A 19,786-nucleotide genomic window follows, 5' to 3' on the forward strand; every position below is an offset into this window, starting at 1 on the left:
CAGCTCTCGCACTGGTTGGCGTTCAGATTTCTTTTTGGTTGGCATACATGCACCTCTTACTCATGTTATGCCCGAACACAAAATTTCTGACACCCTCCTTTCGCGACACAAGGCCGCTCCTACAGGCAAAACGTCAAGCACGGCGTGGTCCCTGTAGGAGCGGCCTTGTGTCGCGAAAGGGTCGCGAAGCGGCCCCAAGTCCCTCAATCTCCAACCTCGATACCAGCCACCTCAATCAACTGATCCCCAGCCGGCCGCCGCCACACCACTTCATCCCCAGGCCCGGCGCCCAACAACGCCCGACCAAGCGGCGAACCCCAATTGATCAGCCCCCGGACAGCATCGGCCTCATCCTCCCCCACCAGTTGCACCACATGCTCCTGGTCCTGCTCATCGACAAACCTCACCCGGCTACCAATCTGCACCTTGTCCGTCGAGGTGGCGGCAGGCACCACCTGCGCGCTCTGCACCCGAGCGCTGAAGTAGCGCAGATCGCGCTCGGCATCCGCCAGGCGCTGCTTGTCCGCACGATCACCCTGGGCCTGCAATTCACTGCGTAGCGCATTGAGCTCGGCCACGCGCTGCTGCAGCTGGCGCAGGCCACTGGCGGTGACGTAGTTGGGTTGGTCGCTGACGCGCCGCTCCACCGGTTGATCGGCCTGGGCGGCAGCCTGGTCTTCGTTGACGAATGCTCGGCTCATGGGTGGGCCTCCTTGTGCTGGAGACCATGGTGACAGGTCGCAGGTTTCAACGGATGTCCGTTTGCGACCTAGTCGTGACGATAGGCACGCGCGGCGTCGCGGTCTTTCTCCTGCTGCCATTCGCGGTCACGCTCGTCCCAGTAGCGGTCACGGTACTGGCGTTCATCCTCGCCATTCTTCATGGCATTGCACTGGCGAAAACCATCGTCCCAGCCGGTTTCGTACTGGCGGTTGTGCAGGTAGCGCGGGACATCCTTGCGAAAGTCGCCAGCCATGACCCCGGCGGCCTGGCGGCCGCTGCTGCAGCCGTCCTGGAAACCGTCGGCGTAGGAGGGCGGGTAGCCTTGGCTGAGCATCTGCTCGTGGGTGGTTTCGCAACCTGACAGCAACAAGGCAATGCATAAGCCGAACCAGTACCGCGACATGACCTTCGAGACCCTCTGAGTGATACCGGAAAGTCTAGGTGGCCAGTTGTCGTGGGGTTGTCAAAACAGTGTCAAAGCGTCGGTTGGTTCACATTGAATACTCTGTGGTCTGTGCCGGCCCTTTCGCGGGGCAAGCCCGCTCCCACAAGGTTCACCACAAGTACCCTGTGGGAGCGGGCTTGCCCCGCGAAAGGGCCAGTACAGGCCACCATCAATAGTGATACCACTTGAGCTCCAGCATCACCTCGTTCTGCGCCGTCGCCAAATGGCTGAACTCCCGCGAAGCACTCAGCCTCAGCCCAAGGTTCTGGCTGATCTCCCACTGCTGGTTCAAGCTCACACTGCGCCGCACCTCGCCATTGGTGAAGTAGTCGCCCTTGGCCTCCAGCGTCAGGTTGCCCAGCCCATTACGCCATAGCAGTCCACTGTTGAACCCCGCCGCCGGTGCGATGAACTGGGCGAAGTCGTTGTGGTGCTCGATCCGCACCGTCCCCAGGGCAAAGCCCAGCAAGCCATCGGCCAGCTGCCAAGTACCCCCAGCACCGCCGTTCACATGGCTCACCAGCACCTCGTCGTCATGCTTGCCCGGCACCCGCTCCAGGCCGCCGGCAACCTGCCACGACCAGGGCTTGAGCAGCGCGTTGCGCGGCGTCAGCGAGCGAATGGTGGCCAGGTCCAGGCGTTGCACCTGCCAGTCGTTGCCTTCGTACTGGCGCAGCTTGAGCTGGAGGATTTCGATCTGGGCACCCAGGGGGAAGCCATAGGCGTTGTCGTTGAGGTCGTGATAGGCCATGCGCAGGCCGTACTCGGCATAAGCGCGGTCTTCACGGGTTCCGACCCCCAGCTGCCAGGTGCGCGAGTCATGCCCGTCCTCAGGCAGGCCGGGGCGTTCGATTTCCAGTGGCGGCGGCGGGTTGCGGTTGATCGCCCGTAGCAGCTCGAAGCTGCGGGCTGCCTGGCCGGGGTCGCGCTCCTGGCCGTTGGCGCGGTAGCGCTCCAGGCGGTAGGCGGCATCCTGCACCAGCGCCTGGCGCTCGCGGGGCAGGGCGGTGAACGCGGGGCTTTGCAGTTGCGCCGTGTCGGCACTCACGGCCAGCACCTGACGCTTTTCGTCGGGGTCCAGCGGCTCGGCGCGGGCCAGCAGTTCGCGTTCGCGCGAAGGGCGGTAGGTTTCACTGGCCACCAGGCCCGATTGCTTGACGGCCTTGACCGTATCGGTGGGGATGGCGGTGATCGGGAACTGCGAGGTCAGGTCCAGGCTCGGCCGGGCCACCTGCAGGAGCTCCAGCAGGCGGTAGGAGCAGTTTTCGTCGAAGAAGAAATAGTCGAACTGGATCTGCTTGAGCTCCCACACATGCTCGACCATGCGCCCGGTTTCCTCGGGCGTCAGGTCCAGCTGGTACTCCCACAGGTCGCGGTTCTCCAGGCTGCGGTATTCGGAGAGTTTTTCCTGGTAGGGCATCAGCGCGAACAGGCCCGGGTAGCCGCCCATCAGGCCTTTCCAGGCATACAGGATGCTGTTGTCGCTGCCTTCGATATAGGCACCGAAGTTGATCGCGTAGCTCAGCAGCGTGGTGTCGTCGCTGCGGGTAGTGGACTGGTCGATGCGCAGCAGGGTATGGCCGAACATCGACGACGGGCTGTTCAGGTAGGCCGCCGGGAAGATCAACGCGGCGCTGTGCGGGTCGATCGACTGGTACCAGGTCTTGAATTCCTGGCAGTCCGGCTGCGGCAGGCCTTGCAGGTCAAGCTGCTCGCGCAGCCAGCGGGTACGCGCGGGGAACACGCATTGGGCGTGTTTGTCGCCCAGGTTGGCCGGGGCATACAGCGCCTGCACCGTGGCCCGCAGTTCCTGGTCAGGGTGGTGCGCGCCGTCCTCGGCGAGGAAGAACGCGTCATCGTCCACATAGCTGCGCCAACCACCGAGCTTGGCGGTTTCGTAATGGCCCAAGGCGATCCAGTAGGGGGTGTTGGCCAGTTGTTGCACACGGGCGTCGTCCAGCACCGGTGCAGCCTGAACGGGGGCGCAGATACACAGCGCCAGGTAAGCGAGGCGTTTGAGCATGTCGGGCAACTACTTCTTAACGATGCCGAAAAAGGCGAAACCCGCCCCGGGGTGGGGCGGGAGTAGCTGCGTTTAGGCCTCGGTAGCGTACTTGGCCAGGCGCGGGTCGTTCTTCAGAACGGCGAGGGTGTTGCTGTGGACAGTCTCGGCAGTCACGTCGGCGCTGCTGAAGATCTGGTTGAAATGCTGGTGGGCAACCGAGGCGAAGTAGCCGCGGTCTTCCGGTGCCACGCCCAGGACCACGGCGTAGGTGGTCAGGGCTTCGCCCTGGCCCATGGCCATGTCTTCGGACAGTTCGTTCATCATGCCGTTCATGGCGAACCAGGACTTGCCACCGTAGGTCAGCGAGGCCTTGGTGGAACAGCCGTTGGTGCCGGAGGTCATGCCGAAGGTGGCGTTGCCGGAGGTGCCGTTGGTGGTGGAGGCCAGGAAGTGAGCCGGGGTGCCGCGCTGGCCTTCGAACAGCATGTTGCCCCAGCCGCAGTTCGGGCCACCTGGCGCTTCGGCCATGGCGTTGAGGGAGACCACGGTGAACAGAGTACCCAGAAGAATCCGTTTCATAGCATTTGTTCTCTATTTGTCTTAACCAAGGGTCAGGGTTTCTGGCAACTCGGTTGCCAGGTCGGGAAAGCGTTTCACCCACCCGCGCAGCTTGGAGTTTAGGCACGATCTAAAGGTTGCGTCGTTCATTGCGAAAAATTTGCTCCTGTACTACCGCGTGGGCGCTGCGACATAAAGTCCCGCCGAGCCTTGCAAGGCGCGCGCGGGCAGCGCCAGAATGCTGCGTATCCGCCCCGCCGAAGTAAGGAAACCCAATGCCCGATCCTGTCGCTGCGCGCCTGCGTCTCGCGCCTGAAGCCCTGACCCGGCGTTTCTCCCCCGAGCAGTTTGCCTTTACCCATACCGACGATCTGGAGCCGTTTCGTGGCGTCCTGGGCCAGGAGCGTGCCGTCGAGGCCCTGCAATTCGGCGTGGCCATGCCGCGCCCTGGCTACAACGTGTATGTGATGGGCGAGCCCGGCACCGGCCGCTTCTCGTTCGTCAAGCGCTACCTCAAGGCCGAGGGCAAGCGCCAACAGACCCCGGCCGACTGGGTCTACGTCAACCACTACGACGATACACGCGAGCCGCGTGCCCTGGAGCTGCCCTCGGGCAGCGCCGCGGCGTTCATCAGCGACATGGGCGGGCTGATCGACAACCTGCTGGCCACCTTCCCGGCGGTGTTCGAGCACCCGTCGTACCAGCAGAAGAAAGGCGCCATCGACCGCGCCTTCAATCAGCGATACGACCGCGCCCTGGATGTGATCGAGCGCGCTTCGCTGGAAAAGGACGTGGCCCTGTACCGCGACGCCAGCAATGTCGCCTTCACCCCGATGGCCGATGGCAAGGCGCTGGACGAGGCCGAGTTCGGCCAGCTGCCGGAAGAGGTGCGTGAGCAGTTCCACGAGGACATCGCCCTGCTCGAAGAGCGCCTCAACGAGGAGCTGGCGAGCCTGCCGCAATGGAAGCGCGAGTCGAACAACCAGCTGCGCCAGCTCAACGAAGAAACCATCACCCTGGCCCTGCAACCCCTGCTGGCGCCGCTGTCGGAAAAGTACGCCGAGAACGCGGCGGTGTGTGCCTACCTGCAGTCCGTGCAGCTGAACCTGCTGCGTACCGTGGTCGAGCAACTGGTCGATGACAGCAAGACCGACGCCGCCGCGCGCAAGCTGCTCGAAGAGCAGTACGCCCCGAGCCTGGTGGTGGGCCACAACGCTGACGGTGGCGCGCCCGTGGTGTTCGAGCCGCACCCGACCTACGACAACCTGTTCGGCCGGATCGAATACAGTACCGACCAGGGCGCCCTGTACACCTCCTACCGCCAGCTGCGCCCGGGTGCGCTGCACCGTGCCAACGGCGGGTTCCTGATCCTCGAAGCCGAGAAAATGCTCGGCGAGCCGTTCGTGTGGGATGCGCTCAAGCGCGCCCTGCAGTCGCGCAAGCTGAAGATGGAATCACCGCTGGGCGAGCTGGGCCGGGTCGCCACCGTCAGCCTGACGCCGCAGATGATCCCGCTCAACGTCAAGCTGGTGATCATCGGCTCGCGCCAGCTGTACTACGCGCTGCAGGACCACGACTCGGACTTCCAGGAGATGTTCCGGGTGCTGGTGGACTTCGACGAAGACATGCCGATGGTCGACGAGAACCTGGAGCAGTTCGCCCAGTTGCTGCGCACCCGCACCAACGAGGAGGGCATGGCACCGCTGACCAGCGATGCCGTGGCGCGCCTGGCCACCTACAGCGCGCGCCTGGCGGAAAACCAGTCGCGCCTGTCGGCACGTATCGGTGACTTGTTCCAGCTGGTCAGCGAGGCCGATTTCATTCGCCAGCTGGCCAGTGACGAGATGACCGACGCCGGGCATATCGAACGTGCGCTGAAGGCCAAGGCCACCCGCACCGGTCGCGTCTCGCAGCGGGTGCTCGACGACATGCTCGCCGGCATCATCCTGATCGACACCGAGGGGGCGGCAATCGGCAAGTGCAACGGGCTCACCGTGCTGGAAGTCGGCGACTCGGCGTTCGGTATGCCGGCGCGTATTTCCGCCACCGTCTACCCGGGCGGCAGCGGCATCGTCGACATCGAGCGCGAGGTCAACCTGGGCCAGCCGATCCACTCCAAAGGGGTGATGATCCTCACCGGTTACCTGGGCAGCCGCTATGCCCAGGAATTCCCCCTGGCGATTTCGGCGAGCATCGCCCTGGAGCAGTCCTACGGCTATGTGGACGGCGACAGCGCTTCGCTGGGTGAGGCCTGCACGCTGATCTCGGCACTCTCGCGCACACCGCTCAAGCAGTGCTTCGCCATCACAGGTTCCATCAACCAGTTCGGTGAAGTGCAGGCGGTGGGCGGGGTCAACGAGAAGATCGAAGGCTTCTTCCGCCTCTGCGAGGCCCGTGGCCTGACCGGCGAGCAGGGGGTGATCATCCCGCGCGCCAACGTCGCTACCTTGATGCTCGATGAGCGGGTGCTGCAGGCGGTGGAGAACGGCCAGTTCCATGTCTACGCGGTCAGCCAGGCTGACGAGGCGCTGAGCCTGCTGGTGGGCGAGGACGCCGGGGAGCTGGACGACAAGGGCCAGTTCACCGAAGGCAGCGTCAATGCCCGGGTGGTCGAGCGCCTGCGCGAGATCGCCGAGATGATCAGCGAAGAAGAGATCGAGCGGGCGGAAAAGGAGCGCCTGGAAGAGGTGATTGCCCAGGCCAAACCCGCCTAAGTCAATAAATCGGCGCTGGCGGCCATGTGCTACCGTTCAGCGCCGGTTTTCAATCTTTCTGTGCTGTTCTTCTATGATGGAACCTAAGGACGGCATCAGCGTTCAGGATGGAAACAGCCTGGGAGCTTCGGGCTGAACAGGGCTCATTGGAGGGGACGCGACCATGCGCAACCTCAGCCTTACTCGCCAGTGCCTGGGCCTGGTGACCCGCATCGAATGCAGCATCCGTCCGCTGGCCGGGGACAACGGCATGTGGACCTTGCTGTTCGCCGCCGGCATGTCCGGTGAACAACCCTCGGCAATCAAGGCACAGGGGCCTTTCCATGGGCCGCTGGTGGCTGAGTCGGTGCTCAACGCCATCGTCGACAGCCTGACCCTGCATGGGTATCAGGTGACCGAAGGGCCGCAGATCTGGACCCTGCATTTGCAGGCACAGTTGCGGCGGATCAATGGCGAGCGCTGCCGCAACCTTGGGGACTACCAGTTCCATCCTGAATCCTGAGAGCAGGGCGCACCGCAGTCTTTGTGGGAGCCGGCTTGCCGGCGATTGGGCTGCACCGCAGCCCCTCCAATCCGGGCTTTTGCTGTCACAGGCGGCTGGCTATACTCGCGCTCGCTTTTCCAGTCACCTGACGAGTCCCAAAACCCTCCATGGAACGTATTCTCGAAAACGCGATGTATGCCTCGCGCTGGCTGCTCGCCCCCATCTACTTCGGTTTGTCCCTCGGCCTGCTGGCCCTGGCGCTGAAATTCTTCCAGGAAGTCATCCACGTCCTGCCCAACGTCTTCGCCCTGAGCGAAGCCGACCTGATCCTGGTGATCCTCTCGCTGATCGACATGTCGCTGGTCGGCGGCCTGCTGGTGATGGTGATGATCTCGGGCTACGAGAACTTCGTGTCGCAGCTGGACATCGACGACAGCAAGGAGAAGCTCAACTGGTTGGGCAAGATGGACTCCTCGTCGCTGAAGATGAAGGTGGCCGCCTCGATCGTGGCGATTTCGTCCATTCACCTGCTGCGGGTGTTCATGGATGCACAGAACATCTCCACCGATTACCTGATGTGGTACGTGATCATCCACATGACCTTCGTGGTGTCGGCGTTCTGCATGGGCTACCTGGACAAGCTCACCAAGCACTGAGCCCTTCGCTGCGCGGTTGTTGTAGGAGCGGCCTTGTGTCGCGAAAGGGCTGCGCAGCGGCCCCAGGATCTCAGCTTCGCAGCAAGGATTATTAGGGCCGCTTTGCGGCCCTTTCGCGACACAAGGCCGCTCCTACAGCGATCGCCATGCTGTGGCCAACTGACGAGCGGCGTCAGTTATGCCTTGTGTATTCCCCGCCCCCGTACAAAAAATGAGCACTCATGCGTGGTTCCACCAGCGAGGTGCTCCCATGAACCTGCATCAGCTCAATACCGAGGCCAGGGCTGGCCATGTCGACGAAGTCAACCTGATCGCCATCGAAGGCGGTGACTATCTGATCGAAGCCCGGGTCAAGGGCCGCGCCCACCCTTTGGCGGACACCCGTGGCGAGCGCCTGCGGGTACATTCGGTGGAGGATGCGCGCAAGTTGTTGCAGACCATCCCGATGGTCTCGATGAACCTGGTGCACTGGTCCGTGCAGGATGAAATGTGCGGTATGGGTTCCCACCCCGAAGAAGACCTCAAGGTGCCGATTTCCCAGCGTTCGGCCTGGTAGCTGCTCGCAGCTTCCCAGTGTGCTAGGCTGCTCGCCCTTTTCATCAAGGGCGCGGCTGCACTGCGCCCTGCAGTGGAGCACGACAATGTCCGAACTCAACCTGTCTACCGACGAAACCCGCGTTAGCTACGGCATCGGCCGTCAGCTGGGCGGCCAGCTGCGCGACAACCCGCCACCGGGCGTGAGCCTGGAAGCCATCCTGGCCGGCCTCACCGACGCCTTCAACGGCGCCGACAGCCGCGTCAACGAAGCCGACCTGTCGGCCAGCTTCAAGGTCATCCGTGAACTGATGCAAGCCGAAGCTGCCGCCAAGGCTGAAGCTGCTGCTGCCTCGGGCAAGGAATTCCTGGCCGAGAACGCCAAGCGCGAAGGCATCACCACCCTGGCATCGGGCCTGCAGTTCGAAGTGCTGACCGCAGGTGAAGGCGCCAAGCCGACCCGCGAAAGCAACGTGCGCACCCACTACCACGGCACCCTGATCGACGGCACCGTGTTCGACAGCTCGTACGACCGTGGCCAGCCGGCTGAATTCCCGGTGGGTGGCGTGATCGCTGGCTGGACCGAAGCACTGCAGCTGATGAATGCCGGCAGCAAATGGCGCCTGTACGTGCCGAGCGAGCTGGCCTACGGCGCCCAGGGCGTTGGCAGCATCCCGCCGCACAGCGTACTGGTGTTCGACGTCGAGCTGCTCGACGTTCTGTAAGACCTGCGTTGGCCAATCGCGGATGAATCCGCTCCTACATAGCCTGTAGGAGCGGATTCATCCGCGATGGCGTCAGGCCTGCAAGTATCAATTCCAGTCTGTTCCCGCAGGGCGCAACGCCCGCGCATAGCAGAACAGAAACAGATTTCGCACCAACTCCTTGAGCACCACCGGCTCGCTCGAATTCAGCCCTTCAAGGTCCAGGTCACCCTGGTCGCGCAGTTCATCCAGCGCTTCTTCTTCGAGCACGGCGCACACTTCACCGGTTTCACGGTGCAGGATGCGCAGGTAGGGGTGGGGGCGGTCCAGCCAGGCGTCGATCAGATAAGTCATGGCTATTCTCCTTGGATAGCGGTTCCAATGAGAATAATTCTTATTATCAGAATAGCAAGCGCCAATTGGCGGATTTTGCGCAATCAGACCTTACGCACGAATTCCGACTTCAGCTTCATGGCGCCGATGCCGTCGATCTTGCAATCGATGTCGTGGTCGCCGTCGCACAGGCGGATGTTCTTGACCTTGGTGCCGACCTTGACCACCAGGGACGAACCCTTGACCTTGAGGTCCTTGATCACGGTGACGGTGTCACCGTCCTGCAGCACGTTGCCGACCGAATCCTTCTTCACCACGTCGTCGCTGGCGGCTTCGGCTTCGCCATTGGCCGACCACTCGTGGGCGCATTCGGGGCAGATCAGTTGAGTGCCATCCTCATAGGTGTATTCGGAGTTGCATTTTGGGCAGGCTGGCAGAGTGCTCACTTCGGTTCCTTAAACAGACAGGCGGTAAAGGCCCATATTATATAAGGTTTTCTCCAGGAAGTGTTTCGTCTGCACAAAAGCATCGCGGGACAAGCCCACTCCTACAGGAGGCTATGCAGGTCCTGTGGGAGCGGGCTTGTCCCGCGAAGAGGGCGACGCGTTTTTTTAGTGCGTACGCGCTACAGCAAACTCGCTCAGCTCAACCAGCGCATCCCGGTACTCGCTGGCCGGCAGCACTTCCAGGCATTCGATGGCCTTGGCCACGTAGTCGCGCGCCAGCTGCGCGGTGTAGTCCAGGGCGCCGGACGCTTCCACCGCCACACGAATCTGCTCCAGGTCTTCCAGGCCACCCTTCTGGATCGCCTGGCGTACCAGTGCCGCCTGCTCAGGCGTGCCTTCGCGCATGGTGTAGATCAGCGGCAGGGTCGGCTTGCCTTCGGCCAGGTCGTCGCCGACGTTCTTGCCCAGGGTCTGCGAGTCGCCCTTGTAGTCGAGCAGGTCGTCGACCAGCTGGAAGGCCACGCCCAGGTGGTCACCAAAGGTGCGCAGGGCCTCGCGCTGCTGCTCGGTGGCCTCGGCCAGCGCGGCGGCGCTGTGGGTCGAAGCTTCGAACAGCATCGCGGTCTTGCCGCGGATGACTTCCATGTAGACGTCTTCGGTGGTGCTGGCATCGCGAACACGCGACAGCTGCAGCACTTCGCCCTCGGCGATCACACGGGTGGCCTTGGAAAGAATCTGCATGACCGGCATCGAGCCCAGCTCGACCATCATTTCGAACGAGCGCGAATAAAGGAAGTCGCCCACCAGCACGCTCGGCGCGTTGCCCCACAGCGCGTTGGCGGTGGAACGGCCACGGCGCATGCCGGACATGTCGACCACGTCGTCGTGCAGCAGGGTGGCGGTGTGCAGGAATTCGATGGTCGCGGCCAGCAGGCGCAGGTCATCGCCCTCGCGACCCAAGGCCTTGCCGCACAGCAGCACCAGCAGGGGGCGCAGGCGTTTGCCGCCGGCGGACGTGATATAGTCGCCGATCTTCGATACCAGCGGCACGCGCGAGGTCAGCTGCTTCTTGATGATCTCGTCGACGGCGCTGAAATCGTCAGCTACCGCGCGGTAGAAGGTTTGGGGTTGCATCGGCTGCTCCAGTGAGGTTGCGCGGCATGCTAGGTCGCAGGTCCCGGTGTGTCAAGGCGCGCTGCCCGTGGGCCGGGGCCGGTACTTGCAAGCAAAAGCCGGGTTGCGTACAATCGCGCACCCTAACTTCCTGGGCAGCACCTGCCTTACGCAATTGCACAGGGCCGTTCCAGCCCCATGCAGCCATGCCAGCCAATACTCATCATATAAAGCGCTGGGTGAGCAGGATTATCGGAGAAATACCCATGTCTTACGCAGTAATCGTTACCGGCGGCAAGCAGTACAAAGTCGCTGAAGGTGAATTCCTCAAGATCGAAAAGCTGGAAATCGCCACTGGCGAATCCGTGACTTTCGATCGCGTTCTGCTGGTTGCCAACGGTGAAGAAGTCACCATCGGCGCACCCGTCGTCGCTGGCGCTAAAGTTGTTGCCGAAGTCGTTTCGCAAGGCCGTCACGATAAAGTACGCATCATCAAGTTCCGTCGCCGTAAGCACCACATGAAGCGTATGGGCCACCGCCAGTGGTTCACCGAGATCAAAATCACCGGCATCCAGGCTTAATCCCCTAGATCCCCTGAATTTATTTGGAGAATTGAACCATGGCTCACAAGAAGGCTGGTGGTAGTACCCGTAACGGTCGCGACTCAGAATCGAAACGCCTTGGCGTGAAGATGTATGGCAGCCAGGTCGTCAAGGCCGGCAACATCATCGTCCGTCAGCGCGGCACCCAGTTCCACGCCGGCTACGGCGTTGGCATGGGCAAGGATCACACCCTGTTCGCCAAGATCGAAGGCGTGATCAAGTTCGAGAAGAAAGGCGAGTTCAACCGCCGTTACGTGAGCATCGTCGCCGCTTAATCGCGACGTCGCTCCAGAAGCCCCGTCATGCGACGGGGCTTTTTCGTTTGTGGTGAGCCTCTTGCAAAGCTGTTTGTATGGGCTGCCGGCGTGGGTTTCTACGGTCGTACGGGGCCGCCGCGCTCATTTTTGCAAGAGCCTCAGGTTTTTTAAGTCTTCAACTCGTCGATCGACGAGAGGCGGTTTTTGAATGAAGTTTGTTGACGAAGTATCCATTCGGGTCAAAGCCGGTGACGGCGGTAACGGTTGCATGAGCTTCCGTCGCGAGAAGTTCATCGAGAACGGTGGCCCCAACGGCGGTGACGGTGGCGATGGCGGCTCGGTGTACATGGTTGCCGACGAAAACCTCAACACCCTGGTGGACTATCGCTACACCCGTCACCACGAAGCCCAGCGCGGCTCCAACGGTGGCAGTACCGACTGCACCGGCAAGAAGGGCGAAGACCTGTTCCTGCGCGTGCCGGTCGGCACCACCGTGATCGACGCCTCGACCCAGGAAGTGATCGGCGACCTGGTCACCCCAGGTCAGAAGCTGATGGTCGCCCAAGGCGGCTGGCACGGCCTGGGCAACACCCGTTTCAAATCCAGTACCAACCGTGCGCCGCGCCAGACCACCCCAGGCAAGCCGGGTGATCAGCGCGACCTGAAAATGGAACTGAAGGTATTGGCCGACGTTGGCCTGCTGGGCTTGCCGAACGCCGGCAAGAGCACCTTCATCCGTTCGGTATCGGCCGCCAAGCCGAAGGTTGCCGACTACCCGTTCACCACCCTGGTGCCAAACCTGGGCGTGGTCAGCGTCGACCGCTGGAAGAGCTTCGTCATCGCCGACATCCCCGGCCTGATCGAAGGCGCCTCCGACGGTGCCGGCCTGGGTATCCGCTTCCTCAAGCACCTGGCGCGTACCCGCGTGCTGCTGCACCTGGTCGACCTGGCGCCGCTGGACGGCAGCAGCCCGGCCGATGCCGCTGAAGTCATCATCAACGAGCTGACCCGCTTCAGCCCGTCGCTGACCGACCGTGAGCGCTGGCTGGTGCTGAACAAAGCCGACATGCTGATGGACGACGAGCGCGACGAGCGCGTCAAGGAAGTGGTCGAGCGCCTGCAGTGGGAAGGTCCGGTCTACGTGATCTCGGCTATCTCCAAGCAGGGCACCGAGCAGCTCAGCCACGACCTGATGCGCTACATCGAAGACCGCGCCGACCGCCTGGCCAACGACCCGGCCTACGCCGAAGAGCTGGCCGAGCTCGACCAGCGCATCGAAGACGAAGCCCGTGCCCAGCTGCAGGCCCTGGACGACGCCCGCACCCTGCGCCGTACCGGCGTCAAGAGCGTGCACGACATCGGCGACGACGATGCCTGGGACGATGATTTCGAGGACGACGAAGACGGCCCGGAAATCATTTACGTGCGCGACTGATCGGTTGCAGTACACTAAACGCCGCTCTTTGGAGCGGCGTTTTTGTATCTACGGTATCTACAGATTCGACATAGGTTGGAAGACAAGATGCGAAGCAAGGTGACTGGCGCCAAGCGCTGGGTCGTGAAGATCGGTAGTGCGCTGCTCACGGCGGATGGCAAGGGCCTCGACCGTGGCGCCATGGCCGTGTGGGTCGAGCAGATGGTCGCGCTGCGTGAAGCAGGCGTGGAGTTGGTACTGGTCTCCTCCGGGGCCGTGGCTGCCGGCATGAGCCAGCTGGGCTGGACTTCGCGACCGAGCGCGATGAACGAGCTGCAGGCCGCTGCCTCGATCGGCCAGATGCGCCTGGTGCAAGCCTGGGAGTCGAGCTTCGGCGAGCACGGCAAGCACACCGCGCAGATCCTTCTGACCCACGACGACCTGTCCGACCGCAAGCGTTACCTGAACGCGCGCAGCACCCTGCGTACCCTGGTCGACCTCGAAGTGGTGCCGGTGATCAACGAAAACGACACCGTGGTCACCGACGAAATCCGCTTCGGCGACAACGACACCCTGGCCGCGCTGGTGGCCAACCTGGTCGAAGCCGACCTGCTGGTGATCCTCACCGACCGCGACGGCATGTTCGACGCCGACCCGCGCAACAACCCCGAAGCGCAGCTCATCTACGAAGCCCGTGCCGACGACCCATCGCTCGACGCCGTGGCCGGTGGTACCGGTGGCGCCCTGGGCCGTGGTGGCATGCAGACCAAACTGCGCGCCGCGCGCCTGGCGGCCCGCTCCGGTGCCCACACCATCATCATCGGTGGCCGCATCGAGCGCGTGCTCGACCGTCTCAAGGCCGGCGAACGCCTGGGCACGCTGCTGTCGCCCGAGCGCGGCATGCTGGCGGCGCGCAAGCAATGGCTGGCGGGCCACTTGCAGACCCGTGGCACCCTGGTCCTCGACGCCGGTGCCGTGCAGGCGCTGCGTGAGGCCAACAAGAGCCTGCTGCCGGTCGGCGTGAAGACCGTGCAGGGCAGCTTCCGCCGTGGCGAGATGGTGGTCTGTGTCGGTCCGGATGGTCTTGAAGTGGCCCGTGGCCTGGCCAACTACAGTGCGCTGGAAGCACAGAAGATCATCGGTCAGCCATCCGATGCCATCGAGTCCCTCCTTGGTTACAGCGCAGAGCCGGAGCTTGTGCACCGCGACAACCTGGTGCTGGTATGAGCGTGCTGAAGTGGGCGATGGCCGTGCTGGCGCTGGCGCTGCCGATGGTTGCCGGGGCCGAGGAAATTGGCCAGGTGTCCACCGTGTTCAAGTTCGTCGGGCCGAATGATCGCATCGTCGTCGAGGCTTTCGATGACCCGAAGGTGCAGGGCGTGACCTGCTACCTGTCGCGGGCCAAGACCGGTGGGGTGAAAGGTGGCTTGGGGCTGGCCGAGGATCGGGCGGAGGCGTCGATTGCCTGCCGTCAGGTCGGGCCGATCAGCTTCAGCGGGGAGTTGAAGGACGGCGAGGAAGTGTTCAAGGAGCGCACCTCGCTGGTGTTCAAGACCATGCAGGTGGTGCGCTTCCTGGACAAGAAGCGCAATACGCTGGTGTACCTGGTGTATAGCGACCGCATGATCGAGGGCAGCCCGCAGAACGCGGTGACGGCGATACCGATTCTGCCTTGGGCGCACTGAGGTCCTAGGGAGGCCTTTGGCCTCCTTTCGCGACACAAGGCCGCTCCTACAGGGGTACGCATTCCCCTGTAGGAGCGGCCTTGTGTCGCGAAAGGGCCGCAAAGCGGCCCCAATACCCCGAGTCAGGCCAATTCCTCGGCCTCATCCTCGCGCACGACCGCCTTCACCTCATCCAGCCGACTGATGAACTTCCAGTCCGCCTCGTCGATGTAGATGCCATTCGGCCCGCTACCCCCTTCCAGATCGATCGCCACATGCGCCGACACCTGCGGCTTCACGCTCGCCAGAATCGGCACGAAGCCCAGCTGCAGGCTGGTCTCCAGCAACGCCGCCTGGTTGCGTTCGTCGATGTCCGCCGCCTCGTCGAGGTAGTACGGCAAGCGAATGCGCCCGGCCAGGTCGCGGTCCATCAAGTGCAGCAACAGGTACATGTTGGTCAGCGCCTTGATGGTCATGGTGGTGCCGTTGGAGGCAGCGCCATCGATGTCGGCGTGGATCACCGGCTGGCTGTTGATCTTGGTGATCTCGAAAGCCAGTTCGAACAGGTCTTTCAGCCCCAGCTGGTTGTGGTTGGCCGCCACCAGCCGTGCCAGGTATTCCTTGGCCTCTTCGTTCTTGTGGTCCTGATCGGCACTTTGCGTCAGGTCGAACACCGACAGGGTCTCGCCTTCCTCGTACTGGCCGGCGCTGTGGATGATCTGGTCGATGTGCTTGAGCGCTTCCTTGTTCGGCGCCAGCACCACGCGGAAGCTCTCCAGGTTGGATACCTGGCGCTTGTTGATCTCGCGGTTGAACAGGGCCAGCTGGTGCTCGAGGCTGTCGTAGTCGCTGCGGATGTTGCGCAGGGTACGGGCGATGTCGGTGACGGCGGCGCGGCGCGCCTTGGCCAGGGTCAGGGCCTCGTCGGTACGGTGCGCATAGGCGTTCACCAGCAGTTGCAGGCGGCGCTCCATGTCGTCTTCGCTGTCGAACTTGGCCACGCCCTTGAGGCGCACCTGGGCGTACAGCGCTTCGATCTGGTTGTCGACGCGCTGCAGGCCCTGCCAGCTGTCCTGGTAGTCGTTGAGCAGCGGCAGCAGGTTGTCCATGGAGTCGTCGACCGCTTCCATGAACGGCGTGCCATACGGCAGGTCGGCCGGCAGCAGTTGGCGACGACGCAGGGCATCTTCCAGGGTGCGCTGCTTGGATTCCAAATCGCCGATCTGGCGGCCGACCAGCTGCAGCTTGGCCGACAGTTGCTGGACCCGCTCGGTGAACGCATCGCTGGAGCGCTTGAGCTCGTCCTGGGCAGCTTCCAGCTGCGCCAGTTGCTCCAGCTTCTCGGGCTCTTCGGCCGCCAGGGTTTCGCTGCGGCGGTAGTCTTCCAGCGCCTTCTGGGCATCCAGTACCTGTTGGTACAGGGCTTCGGTCTGCGCCTTGGAGGCGCTGCGGTCGGCGGCCACCGACTGCTGGGTCTTGAGCTGCTTCAGCTCGCGATCCAGGCGGTCTTTCTGGTCGCGCAGCGCGGCGCGGTCGGCCAGGGCCTGCAAGGCCGGCGGGTCGATGTGCGAGATATCGATGGAAATGCCAGGCGCTTCGAAGCGCTCGCCCTTGAAGCCTTCGAGCACCGCTTCCAGGGATTTCACCCACAGGTCGCTGTCGTCCAGCTCGATGCCGCGGTCGCCCAGCGGCAGGCTGAACAGCGCACCGTTGAACAGGCGCATCAGGCGGTCGACATCCTGCTGCGAGAACTCTTCGCGCAGGCGTGCGTAGCTGTTGTTGTCGGCGTGGTCGAGCTGCTGCTTGACCTGCTTCAGGCGTTTTTCCAGGTCGCGTACGCGCTCGTCGAGGTCTTCGGCGGAGAACTGGCGCGACTGGGCCAGGGCGCCGGCCAGTTCGTCGTGGGCGTCCTTGGCCGCCAGCAACTGCTGCTCCAGGACCTTGACGTCATCGACCAGGGCGAAGCGGTGCTTGAGCACCGACAGCTCGCCCAGCCAGCGCTGGATGCCGGTGATTTCACGCTCCAGGCGCATCAGCTCCTGGGTGCCGCCACGCTGGTCGTTCTGCAGGCGGTCTTGCTCGCCACGGTAGTGCTCGGCCTGGATGACCAGCTCTTCCTTGCGCGCCATGGCGTATTCCTGCCAGGTGCCCAGCAGGTTGTCGAGCAGTGGCGAAAGGCGGTGCAGCTTGCCGCGCAGGATGTCGCGCTGGGCCACGCCGCCGGCCAGGGCCTCGACCAGGGGGCCGGCGGCGACCAGGGCGTTGTAGTCCTGCTCCATGCGGCGCACGTCGCGGAAGGCTTCTTCGCAGGCGGCGATGTAGTCGACGCTGCCCGAGCGCAGGCTGTGCTCGAAGGCATCGAGGAACAGCTGCTTGAGCTTGGCGGCGGTGATCTCGCGCATGTGCAGCAGGTTGATGAACAGCGCGCGGAAGGTTTTCAGGCTTTGCTCGCTGGTCGAGCGCAGCGGGATCATGGTCAGGTCCAGCGGCACTGATGTGTGGCCGCCGACCAGCAGCCGGCGCAGTTCGTCCGGCTTGAGCTCATAGGCTTTCAGGCCCAGGCGCTCGAGGTTGGTGAACAGCTCCTTCTGGCGCAGGCAGGTGTCGTTCTTCTGGTAATGGGCCAGGTCCAGCTCGCCTTTGTAGGCGAAGAACTGGTGGCCGAAACCGCCACCTGGGCCACGGCCGACCACGCCGATCACGTGGGGGCCGTGGGGCAGGTTCAGTTCGCAAAGGATGTACGAGGTGTCGCTGGCGAAGTAGAAGCGGCGCGACTGCTCCAGGCTGTACTTGCCGAAACTCATGTCGGACATGCGCGCCAGGATCGGGAACTGCAGGGCGTTGATCGACGCCGATTTACCCAGGTTGTTGGCGCCGTAGACCGACAGCGGGTGCTCCAGGGGGAACAGGCCAAGGCTGTAGCCGGCGGTGTTGAGCAGCGCGAAGCGGCGGATGCCGTAGCGTTCCTGGCTCATGCATCAATCTCCTGTTGCTCTTCGCGGATGGCCCGGGCCAGGGCCTCTTCTTCGCTTTCCTCGGCCTCGAACGGGGTCAGGTCGAGCGGGTCGTCGGTGCGCGCCAGCGCTTCGGCGCTCTCTTCCTCGACCAGTACCGGGGTCGGCAGCGGCAGGTCGCTGTGCAGGCTGGCTGCCAGGTCGCGGTCCTGCTGCACCGACAGGCACACGTCGAGGAAGCGGTGCATTGGCGGCAAGAAGCGGTAGATGCCGCCTTCCTCATGGGCGAAGCCGAGCTGGGTCATGCGGCGCATGATCTTTTCTTCCAGCTCGTCGACGGTCTGCACTTCGGCCTGCAGGAACAGGTCGCGGTACTTGTCCAGCAGCGAGGGCAGTTCGTCCCGGCCGATGCTGCCACCGTCGAGCACGGCCATCGGGTCGCGGCCCTGGTCGGCCAGGTGCTCGACCAGGATGAAGGTGAACAACGACAGGCGCTGGGCAGTCTTGTTGACCTGCGCGGCAGCCTGCTCGGGAACGAAGTAGTAGAAGCCGCGGGTATCGCAGACCAGCTCGAAGCCCAGGGCCTTGAACAGCGTGCGGTACTGGTCCTGGAAGTTCGACAGCTGGGCGTACATTTCCGGGTCGCGGCGGCTGACGTGGAAACCTTTGAACAGCTCGCGGAAGATCGGCGCGAGCTGGGACAGTTCGGAAAGATCAAGATGCATGGGCTGGGCTCGCGTTGGTTTCAGGTTGCGCTTCGCGGCCGGACGACAGGGCGAACGAGCGCAGGCTGACCAGGTGTTCTTGGGTGGTGTACTCGCGCCGTTCCAGGCGCTCGCGCTTGAAGCGCTTCTCGCGCGACAGGCGCGAGAACCAGTAGAGCAGTTCGTCGGTGGCGCCTTCGGGTTCCTGCTCCAGCAGCCAGACCATCAGGTCGGGCAGCGGCAGGGCGCCTTCGCAGCGTTCGAGCATTTCCTTGACCGTGCGTGGCGCGCGCGGCAGCGGACCGCTCTGGGTCTTGTGGGCCTTGGGGAACTTGGCCGGTTTCGGCTCGAAGCGGGCCAGGGCGTAGACATACGCCTCGACTTGGCTGGCGCTGCCGAGGAAGGTGCTCTGCGGGCGAGTGAACAGCGGCATGGCGGCCTGCGGCACAGCGTCGATGCCCTTGCGCCGGATCACCGACAGGGCCAGCGCGGCGCCACGGGTCACGGCGTTGTGCCGGCGCGCTTCTTCGCGCAGCGGCAGCAACAGTTCACGGGCGTGGCGCAGGGTCAGCTGGGCGCTGGTCTGCATTTCCAGAATCCGCGCGTGGGTGCGCAGCAGCATGTCGTCGTCGACCAGGTGGCCCAGGCGCGCCTGTTCGCCCAGCAGTTTCAACAGCACCGTCTCGACCTTGCGCACGCCCTGTTCGAAGGCGCCGTCGGCGTTGACCAGCTGGATCATCGGCTCGACGTACTCGTCCCAGGTCGCGAGCACCTCGGCATAACGCTGGCGCAGCGGAATCTGTCGGTTGCTGGTCTTGGCCCGTTCGGCCACGGCGACCAGTGCCTGCTCATCGTTGTCGAGCTTCTTCAGTACATCCCGCACGCGCATGTCGAGCAGACGCAGCTGGCGTGCCAGGTCGTCGCTGTCGCGGTTGTCGAAGGCGTCCTGGATGTGCCCGGCCAGGCGCTCCAGGTGGCGCAGGTAAGCCTCGATTTCCAGGCACAGGCCCAGACGGTGCTCGCGGCGCAGGTAGGCGAGGAAGTCGTGGATCTGGGCGTTGAGCTCGAAACGGTTCGGGCTCTTGGCCACTGGCACCAGGATATCCAGGCGGATCCATACGTCGAGCAGCTGGGTGATGTCCTGCGGCGTGCTTTCCACCTGCTGGCGACCCACTTGCTGGCGCAGTTCGACCAGGCTCAGGGTGCCTTGGTCGAAGCGCTCGCACAGCGGCTCGATCAGTGCCCAGTGTTCGGCTAGGGCGCGCAGGACGCGCTTGGGTTCGATCATTGGCGTCTACTCGTTGCCAAGTAAAAAGGGGGCGATTGTACTGCATCCCGGGGGGAGGATTTCACCCCTTGGTCTGTAATGAGGGATAACCCTGATTTATCTGGGGGATTCTCCGGCCTCATCGCCGGCAAGCCGGCTCCCACAGGTACACCACCGAGCCCTGTGGGAGCCGGCTTGCCGGCGATGAG

20 protein-coding genes are annotated in these 19,786 nt (G+C 63.6%); 10 read left to right on the top strand and 10 right to left on the bottom strand.

Annotated elements, in window-relative coordinates; translation table 11 throughout:
- Positions 1–203: 203 nt before the first annotated feature.
- The 4 genes from ACIPZG_RS00005 to ACIPZG_RS00020 all read right to left on the bottom strand — a co-directional run bounded on the left by ACIPZG_RS00005 (position 204) and on the right by ACIPZG_RS00020 (position 3,752).
- Positions 204–701 (bottom strand): GreA/GreB family elongation factor, encoded by a 498-nt coding sequence (locus ACIPZG_RS00005; RefSeq protein ID WP_400708944.1) that lies wholly within the window; start codon positions 699–701, stop codon positions 204–206.
- Between the two features lie 68 nt (positions 702–769).
- Entirely contained in the window at positions 770–1,126 is a 357-nt protein-coding gene (locus ACIPZG_RS00010) for a hypothetical protein (protein ID WP_400638986.1), read from the bottom strand.
- Positions 1,127–1,337: 211 nt separating this feature from the next.
- Complete coding sequence (locus ACIPZG_RS00015) at positions 1,338–3,191, bottom strand: DUF4105 domain-containing protein (RefSeq protein ID WP_400708947.1); 1,854 nt, start codon at positions 3,189–3,191, stop codon at positions 1,338–1,340.
- A gap of 72 nt (positions 3,192–3,263) precedes the next feature.
- Positions 3,264–3,752: a DUF3015 domain-containing protein gene (locus tag ACIPZG_RS00020; RefSeq protein WP_400638988.1), complete on the bottom strand. Its 489-nt coding sequence runs from the start codon at positions 3,750–3,752 to the stop codon at positions 3,264–3,266.
- A gap of 254 nt (positions 3,753–4,006) precedes the next feature.
- Here ACIPZG_RS00020 and ACIPZG_RS00025 point away from each other — a divergent pair, with 254 nt between their 5' ends.
- The 5 genes from ACIPZG_RS00025 to ACIPZG_RS00045 all read left to right on the top strand — a co-directional run bounded on the left by ACIPZG_RS00025 (position 4,007) and on the right by ACIPZG_RS00045 (position 8,844).
- Positions 4,007–6,445, top strand: coding sequence for a Lon protease family protein (locus tag ACIPZG_RS00025; RefSeq protein ID WP_400708950.1), 2,439 nt, complete (start codon positions 4,007–4,009; stop codon positions 6,443–6,445).
- Positions 6,446–6,608: 163 nt separating this feature from the next.
- Positions 6,609–6,947, top strand: a complete 339-nt coding sequence (locus ACIPZG_RS00030; protein WP_008092007.1) for a hypothetical protein — start codon at positions 6,609–6,611, stop codon at positions 6,945–6,947.
- 149 nt (positions 6,948–7,096) lie between these two features.
- Positions 7,097–7,585 (top strand): TIGR00645 family protein, encoded by a 489-nt coding sequence (locus ACIPZG_RS00035; protein WP_008092009.1) that lies wholly within the window; start codon positions 7,097–7,099, stop codon positions 7,583–7,585.
- Between the two features lie 250 nt (positions 7,586–7,835).
- On the top strand, positions 7,836–8,141 hold the full coding sequence (locus ACIPZG_RS00040; protein WP_008092011.1) for a DUF6482 family protein: 306 nt from the start codon (positions 7,836–7,838) through the stop codon (positions 8,139–8,141).
- An 85-nt stretch (positions 8,142–8,226) separates the two neighbouring features.
- A complete protein-coding gene (locus tag ACIPZG_RS00045) occupies positions 8,227–8,844 on the top strand; it encodes an FKBP-type peptidyl-prolyl cis-trans isomerase (protein ID WP_400708953.1) in 618 nt (205 codons plus the stop codon).
- An 87-nt stretch (positions 8,845–8,931) separates the two neighbouring features.
- Here the strand turns inward: ACIPZG_RS00045 and ACIPZG_RS00050 are convergent, their stop codons facing one another.
- From ACIPZG_RS00050 to ACIPZG_RS00060, 3 genes are all read right to left on the bottom strand, one after another.
- Positions 8,932–9,177, bottom strand: coding sequence for a hypothetical protein (locus tag ACIPZG_RS00050; RefSeq protein WP_008092014.1), 246 nt, complete (start codon positions 9,175–9,177; stop codon positions 8,932–8,934).
- An 83-nt stretch (positions 9,178–9,260) separates the two neighbouring features.
- Positions 9,261–9,602, bottom strand: a complete 342-nt coding sequence (locus ACIPZG_RS00055) for a zinc ribbon domain-containing protein YjdM (protein ID WP_008092017.1) — start codon at positions 9,600–9,602, stop codon at positions 9,261–9,263.
- A 165-nt stretch (positions 9,603–9,767) separates the two neighbouring features.
- Positions 9,768–10,736 carry a polyprenyl synthetase family protein gene (locus tag ACIPZG_RS00060; protein WP_400638990.1) on the bottom strand — a complete coding sequence of 323 codons (969 nt, stop codon included), beginning with the start codon at positions 10,734–10,736 and terminating at the stop codon, positions 9,768–9,770.
- A 245-nt stretch (positions 10,737–10,981) separates the two neighbouring features.
- Between ACIPZG_RS00060 and rplU the strand changes: the two genes are divergently transcribed.
- From rplU to ACIPZG_RS00085, 5 genes are all read left to right on the top strand, one after another.
- Complete coding sequence (rplU, locus tag ACIPZG_RS00065) at positions 10,982–11,296, top strand: 50S ribosomal protein L21 (RefSeq protein WP_008092021.1); 315 nt, start codon at positions 10,982–10,984, stop codon at positions 11,294–11,296.
- A 38-nt stretch (positions 11,297–11,334) separates the two neighbouring features.
- Complete coding sequence (rpmA, locus tag ACIPZG_RS00070; protein ID WP_008092023.1) at positions 11,335–11,592, top strand: 50S ribosomal protein L27; 258 nt, start codon at positions 11,335–11,337, stop codon at positions 11,590–11,592.
- 190 nt (positions 11,593–11,782) lie between these two features.
- Positions 11,783–13,009, top strand: coding sequence for an Obg family GTPase CgtA (gene cgtA / locus ACIPZG_RS00075; protein ID WP_008092024.1), 1,227 nt, complete (start codon positions 11,783–11,785; stop codon positions 13,007–13,009).
- A gap of 87 nt (positions 13,010–13,096) precedes the next feature.
- Positions 13,097–14,215 carry a glutamate 5-kinase gene (proB, locus tag ACIPZG_RS00080; protein ID WP_008092025.1) on the top strand — a complete coding sequence of 373 codons (1,119 nt, stop codon included), beginning with the start codon at positions 13,097–13,099 and terminating at the stop codon, positions 14,213–14,215.
- 17 nt (positions 14,216–14,232) lie between these two features.
- Positions 14,233–14,673 (top strand): CreA family protein, encoded by a 441-nt coding sequence (locus ACIPZG_RS00085; RefSeq protein ID WP_177324902.1) that lies wholly within the window; start codon positions 14,233–14,235, stop codon positions 14,671–14,673.
- Between the two features lie 122 nt (positions 14,674–14,795).
- Here ACIPZG_RS00085 and mksF read toward each other — a convergent pair whose 3' ends face one another.
- Genes mksF through mksB form a run of 3 tightly spaced genes read right to left on the bottom strand, consistent with a single transcriptional unit; the run spans position 14,796 to position 19,598 of the window.
- Positions 14,796–17,627, bottom strand: a complete 2,832-nt coding sequence (mksF, locus tag ACIPZG_RS00090) for an Mks condensin complex protein MksF (protein ID WP_400708956.1) — start codon at positions 17,625–17,627, stop codon at positions 14,796–14,798.
- Positions 17,624–18,331, bottom strand: coding sequence for an Mks condensin complex protein MksE (gene mksE, locus ACIPZG_RS00095; RefSeq protein WP_008092029.1), 708 nt, complete (start codon positions 18,329–18,331; stop codon positions 17,624–17,626). The genes mksF and mksE overlap by 4 nt, the downstream gene beginning before the upstream one ends.
- Positions 18,321–19,598 (bottom strand): Mks condensin complex protein MksB, encoded by a 1,278-nt coding sequence (mksB, locus tag ACIPZG_RS00100; RefSeq protein WP_008092032.1) that lies wholly within the window; start codon positions 19,596–19,598, stop codon positions 18,321–18,323. Before mksB ends, mksE begins: the two co-directional genes overlap by 11 nt.
- Positions 19,599–19,786 lie beyond the last annotated feature (188 nt).

Source organism: Pseudomonas sp. NPDC089395 (assembly GCF_044749525.1).
Classification (GTDB): Bacteria; Pseudomonadota; Gammaproteobacteria; order Pseudomonadales; family Pseudomonadaceae; genus Aquipseudomonas.